Source organism: Sulfurimonas sp., from assembly GCF_026991475.1.
In the GTDB taxonomy this organism is placed as follows: domain Bacteria; phylum Campylobacterota; class Campylobacteria; order Campylobacterales; family Sulfurimonadaceae; genus Sulfurimonas.
Genome location: NZ_JALXBK010000062.1, coordinates 1 through 6146, shown reverse-complemented (window position 1 = coordinate 6146; position 6146 = coordinate 1). Strand labels below are relative to the sequence as shown.

6 protein-coding genes and 1 pseudogene are annotated in these 6146 nt (G+C 34.6%); all 7 read right to left on the bottom strand.

Annotation, left to right across the window (positions count from 1 at the left end):
- Window positions 1-128 precede the first annotated feature (128 nt).
- Entirely contained in the window at window positions 129-860 is a 732-nt protein-coding gene (locus tag MV589_RS04875; protein WP_297432604.1) for an SDR family NAD(P)-dependent oxidoreductase, read from the bottom strand.
- Between the two features lie 6 nt (window positions 861-866).
- Window positions 867-2129, bottom strand: coding sequence for a homoserine dehydrogenase (locus MV589_RS04870; protein WP_297432602.1), 1263 nt, complete (start codon window positions 2127-2129; stop codon window positions 867-869).
- Between the two features lies 1 nt (window position 2130).
- Complete coding sequence (locus MV589_RS04865; protein WP_297432600.1) at window positions 2131-3363, bottom strand: LL-diaminopimelate aminotransferase; 1233 nt, start codon at window positions 3361-3363, stop codon at window positions 2131-2133.
- A 71-nt stretch (window positions 3364-3434) separates the two neighbouring features.
- Window positions 3435-4313, bottom strand: coding sequence for a hypothetical protein (locus tag MV589_RS04860; RefSeq protein WP_297432598.1), 879 nt, complete (start codon window positions 4311-4313; stop codon window positions 3435-3437).
- The gene (locus tag MV589_RS04855) at window positions 4307-5119 is read right to left on the bottom strand and encodes a hypothetical protein (RefSeq protein ID WP_297432596.1); all 813 of its coding nucleotides are present in this window, start codon (window positions 5117-5119) and stop codon (window positions 4307-4309) included. The genes MV589_RS04860 and MV589_RS04855 overlap by 7 nt, the downstream gene beginning before the upstream one ends.
- Window positions 5116-5796: a 23S rRNA (guanosine(2251)-2'-O)-methyltransferase RlmB gene (gene rlmB, locus MV589_RS04850; RefSeq protein WP_297432594.1), complete on the bottom strand. Its 681-nt coding sequence runs from the start codon at window positions 5794-5796 to the stop codon at window positions 5116-5118. Before rlmB ends, MV589_RS04855 begins: the two co-directional genes overlap by 4 nt.
- Window positions 5797-5835: 39 nt before the next feature.
- Window positions 5836-6146: pseudogene (locus MV589_RS04845) on the bottom strand (16S rRNA (cytidine(1402)-2'-O)-methyltransferase); the annotation flags it as partial.

The window sequence follows — 6146 nt, the reverse complement described above, 5'->3', positions numbered from 1 at the left end:
TTTTCCATTTACTCTCCATCTCTTATCTTGCGGCAGTACAACAAGATTTTTAAAGAATGTTTTTTAAGGCTCAGAGCGAAGCGAGGATTTGTCCTTGAAAAATATTCTTTAAAAATCAGGAATAGTATTTAGCTAAGATAGTTTACAATCCTTTGACTTAAGAACGATGGAAGTAGATTAAAAAGCCGAATGATTAAATAAAATCTAAGCGGAAAAGCATAAAACTCTTTTCCCTTATCTATGGCTTGCTTCATCCTGCTAACACCCTCTTTCGTACTAAGTAAAAAGGGCATAGCAAACTCATTTTTATCAGTCAATTCACTTTTAATAAATCCAGGAAGAATTGTAATGACTTTTATGCCATGAGGAGAGTATTTGTAACGCACTCCCTCTGCATAAGCATTAAGCGCACGTTTTGAGGAGGAGTAAACCTTTGAGGAGGGCATACTAAAAAGTGATGCTAAAGAAGAGATAAAAACCACCTTACCACTGCGTTTAGCAGATATTTTAGGCAGTAAAATTTCTAAAATAGCGTGATTTGCAAGAACATTGACATCATAAAGCTTTTTAAACTCCGCTATAGTAGGTACTACATTTGAGTGACCTATAGAAATACCTGCGTTTAGTATCACAATATCAATGTCAGGGAGCTTTTTCATCTGTTCTTGTAACCCTTCAAACGCAGTAACATCTAAACAAATAGGTGTAATATTTTTACACCTCTCTTGCAACTCATTTTTCAATGCAACAAGCCGCTCTTCTCTTCTAGCAAGTAAAAAAAGCTCATTCTCTGTTGTAGCATACTGGCGTGCAAACTCGGCACCAAGACCTGAACTTGCACCAGTTATAAGAATTTTCATCTAAATCTATACTATTCTTATCATCACTGGTCTAAAATTAATAAAATCAAGCTTTTCTAACTCTTTTAGCATACTTTGAATATTCTTTTCTATAGCTTTATGGGTAGAAATAAGTAAATTTGCACTTCCATTTTCGCTTGAACGCTGTAACATTGTCTCTATAGAGATGTTATAACTCTCAAAGATTTTTGAAAGCTGTGCAAGTACGCCTGCTTTATCTGTTACATTTATACGAAGATAGTATTTTGACTCTATTTTATCACTTGATTTTAGTGTAAGTGCATCGCCTTCCATTGGACGATTAAAACCAAGCATTGGAGTTGATTTTCCACTTCTTGCAATGTCAATAATGTTTGCTACAACTGCTGAAGCAGTAGCATCACCACCTGCACCTGCACCATAGTAAAGTGTCTCTCCCACTTTATCACCAACAACACTTACACCATTCATAACACCATCAATCTTTGCAATCATCTCATCTTTTTTAATAAGTGCTGCATGAACACGAAGTTCTACCTCATTGTTATCTTTTTTTGCAATGGCAAGAAGTTTAATGGCATACCCAAACTCTTTTGCAAAGGCAATATCTTCAGAAGAGACATTTTCAATCCCTTCAATCAAAATATCTTCAGGTTTTGCATCAAGTCCATAGGCAATAGAGGCTAAAATAAGGAGTTTATGAGCTGCATCGTACCCACCAACATCAAAAGTAGGATCAGCCTCAGCATATCCTAAATCCTGAGCCTCTTTTAAAATAGCATCATACGAAATGCCATTATTTGTCATCTCCGTCATCATATAGTTACAAGTTCCATTCATAATTCCCATAATTGACTCTATATGATTTGCAGAGAGTCCATCACGAAGAGCCGTAATTATAGGAATACCACCAGCAACAGATGCTTCAAACTCAAAAGGAATATTTCCTGCTAACTCTTGCAATTCGTATCTATGGTATGCTAAAAGTGCTTTATTTGCCGTAACCACAGCTTTACCACTCTCTAAGGCTCGTTTTACCACTACAAATGGCTCATCAACACCACCCATAAGCTCAACAACAATATCTATCTCATCATCATTTAAAACATCATCTACATTGTCTGTTAAAATAATATCTAAGCCTCTATCTTTAGAGAGATTTCGTACAACGCCACTCTTTACAACAATGTCCACACCAGCACGCGCACTTATAACATCTGCATTCTCTTTTAAAATATTTGCGACACTTGTTCCAACAGTTCCAACACCAATAATTCCAACTTTTATCATATTACTTTTTATCCTTCTCTTTACAGCCATCAAACTGTTTTAAAAACTCTCTTACATTTCTTGCTGCTTGACGAATACGGTTATCGTTTTCAATTAATGCAATACGAACATACCCTTCGCCATACTCTCCAAAACCAATACCGGGAGAGACTGCAACGCCAGCTTCTACTAAAAGTCTTTTAGAAAACTCTAAACTTCCTAAATGTGCAACACACTCTGGAATTTTTGCCCAGCTAAACATTGTTGCTTCATTTTTTTCAATATGCCAACCTGCACGACCAAATGCTTCAATAAGTACTTCTTGACGATGATTGTATTTATTTGTAATATCGCTTACACAAGTCTGATCTCCATTAAGTGCCACAGTAGCAGCTACCTGAATAGGAGTAAACATTCCATAATCAAGCCACGATTTTATCTTTTGTAAAGCACCTATAAGCTTTTTATTTCCTACAAAGAAACCAACACGCCATCCAGCCATATTGTAAGATTTTGAGAGTGTAAAAGATTCAACTGCAACATCTTTTGCTCCTTCTACTTGCATGACTGAAGGCGTTTTATAACCATCAAATGTTATATCACCATAAGCAATATCTGAGATGATATAAAATCTCTTCTCTTTTGCCATAGCAACAAGACGTTCATAAAAATTAACTGTTACTGTCGCTGTTGTTGGATTGTGTGGAAAATTTACAAGTACATATTTTGGTTTTGGAGAGCTCTCTTTAAAAACTTTCTCTAAATTTGCAAAAAACTTATCTTCATCAAGTCTATAGTGTTCATCAAACTCAATACCAAATTTAATAACATTTCCACCAGCTAAAATGAAAGAATACTCATGAATTGGGTATGTAGGATCAGGAACAACTGCTACATCTCCTGGATTTGTAATAGCATAAGTAAGGTGTGCATACCCCTCTTTTGACCCCATAGTTGCAACACACTCTGTTTGTGGATCAAGCTTACAATCATAACGACGATCATACCAATCAGCTATGGCTTCTAATAATTTTGGAATACCTTTTGAAGTAGAGTACCCATGGGTTTTTGTTTTTTGGGCCGATTCAACAAGTTTTTCTCTAATATGTTCAGGAGTAGGTCCATCAGGATTTCCCATAGAAAAGTCTATAACATCTTTTCCAGCATGGCGTTCTGCCATTTTTATATCATTGACTTCTGCAAATACATACTTTGGAAGTCTCTCAACTCTATTAAATTTAAACTCATCAAACATTTTTTCAGCCCTCTATAATAATTAATGCTATTTTAGCAAAAAATTATTAGAATAAGGTAACATTGACTAAATTATCTTATTCCAGTAGGAGACAAAGTAAGGCCATCACGAAGGTTTTTCAAAGTATACAAATCTGTAATTTTCATATATTTTGCACTTTTTGGAATTAGAAGAGAAATAGATTTATAAACTTTATCACGCTTAAGAAGTTTTACTAAATGAAGAGAAGCATCATAATAACTTATATAAGGGTACCAATGATTTCTACGCGAACTACGCACTTCCAGAGCCCGAATTTTAGAGACATTAAACCAGTGAGCATAGAGAGCTCGTCTAAGTTGCACCTCTTTGTCAGCTTCAAGAGTAGGGACATTAAGTTCACCACCGTTTATATCTATAATATATGTCCATTTTTTAGCATTATTTCTTGTAATGTCAATAATTTTACAACCACTTTTTTGCAGTGCCTTTTGTAAAATCATGGGGTCTGTCATATATTCAGAAGTTAAGTTAATTGTCCAAGAAAATTCTGAAGCATCCAAATGTGCAGCCGTCGTTACATAACGAAAATAACCAATACCACTTAAAACATCATCCATTATTCTCACAAAAAAGATTGGTGAACCATTTGTTTTAAATGTAAGGCTAAATGATTGAGGTGCCTTAAAAAAAAGATTTAAAAGTCCATTATCTTTTAATGTCTGTATGATTTTGACAACATCAACTCTATCACCAATATAATATGCTGACTTTGGATCAAAAATGACATTTATAAACGCTTTGTTATCGTTGTATGCTTTTTCATCTAAAAAGCTCTTTATTTTTGCCGTTACAGGATCATCTTCATTGACAATCACATTCTCATTTGCATTTTTTAACTCCCCAGCAAATGAGCTATAGCTAAAAAATGGGAATAAGAGCATTGCAGTAAAAATAAGTTTAATTACCACTTACGACCTCTATTTAATTTTTTAAATTCATCTGTTGAAATTTTCTCTAAAACCCCATCTTTATAGTGTAATCTTAAGGTATTTTTATCGCTAAAGTGTCTTTTTTCTCCATTGACTATAACATCTATATATCCATGTCCAAATATGAAAAGCCACTCATTACTTGCGTTTAAATCCAGTTCATTTGAAAAAGTTTTTTGATGCTTTTTGTTTGTTGCAACATTTATGTAACCAAGCCAAACTTTTGAGCGTGGTAAAATTTCTAAAGGTTCTGATTTTTCTGCTATTTTTACTACTTTTTGCTCTACTTGCTTTGTAAGGTTTTGCTCTTTTTCAGAACTATTCACGTCAGACACAATAGGTATTTTCTTTGTTTGAGGTACAACTGCCTGCTCTCCTGTCTGTTTTAGAGGAGTCTTTATTTGTACTGCGGTGGTATTGGTGTTATTTGCTTCATTTGCAACACCAAGTGTATAGTATAGAGCCAATAAAAAAATAAAAAGGGCTACAACAATATAAAAAATAGTGAAATTCTTCTGTTTAGATGGTGTAACAAAAATGCCAGCATCCGCTAAAGGTTGCGTCGCCATTTGTGCATCATAATACTCTATAGCATGAGATTTTATCTCTTGTAAATCAATGTCATAATCTCTTTCAAGAATAGAGACAAACCCAAGAAACTGCATACGAGAGAATCCCTCATAGTTCTCATCTAAAATAGCTTGCACGTGCCTTACAGGAATATGTGTATCTTCATAAATTTTTTGAGCACCTAGACTTTTTAACTTTTCGAGCGCATCACTCATACCCACATCCTTTGCATTAAAATTCCACCTGCCACACTAACATTAAGGGAGTCAAAATCATGTGCCATTTTTATACTGACAATTGTATCAAGTTTAGCACTTACCCGTGCAGAGAGCCCTTCACCCTCATTTCCAAGTACCAACACTCTTTTTTGTGCAGGTTTTACCTCACAAATATCCACGCCACCCATATCTGCACCATAAGTGACAAAACCAGACATTTTAAAGTCATTTAAAAGGTTGTGAATATTTTGCTCTACAGCTAGCGGCATATCAAAAAGTGCACCTGTACTTGTTCGTAAAATTGGTTCAATATTAAGATGTTTCACACCTGTAACAATAACCCCATCTACACCCAAGGCATAGGCACTACGAATAAGTGCGCCAATGTTTCCAACATCAGTAAGCCCTGCAAGTACAAGTATAAACTCTTTATTCAAAAATGTTTGATAGTCATGGAGTTTATAATCTTCAACTTCTGCTAAAAAGCCTTGATGGTTGGCATTTTTACTCATTTTCACAGCTGCTTCATTGGGAATACGCTTTATCTCAAAGCCCATCTTCATAAGACGTGAATACTCTTTTTTGTCAAGCTCGCGCGCTAAATAAAGAGTTTTAATTTTTTGTGGATAGTGATTGATTAGATAGTAAATTGGTTGTTTTGCATAAATTAACATAGCAGTATTTTAGCGAAAAAAAGTATCTATTTGATTACTTTACAACAATCTTTGATAGATTTCTTTAATATTTTCACCTGTTATTTTATTTATGAGCTTTGCTTGTACTTTTTTTGGTAAATCAAGTGCTAAAATATCTTTTTCACTAATGGCAGATTCAGACTGCATTTGACTTGCGCTAATAACAACTACCCATTCGCCTTTAATATTTTTTCCAACCTGTTCTATTAACTCTTTTGGAGTTCCCCTAAAGAATTTTTGATACCTTTTTGTAAGCTCTTTTGCTAAAAATATCTCTCTTTGTGGTGCTTCTTGGGCAAGTTCTTGCAGAAGCTTTTCTAAGCGGTGTG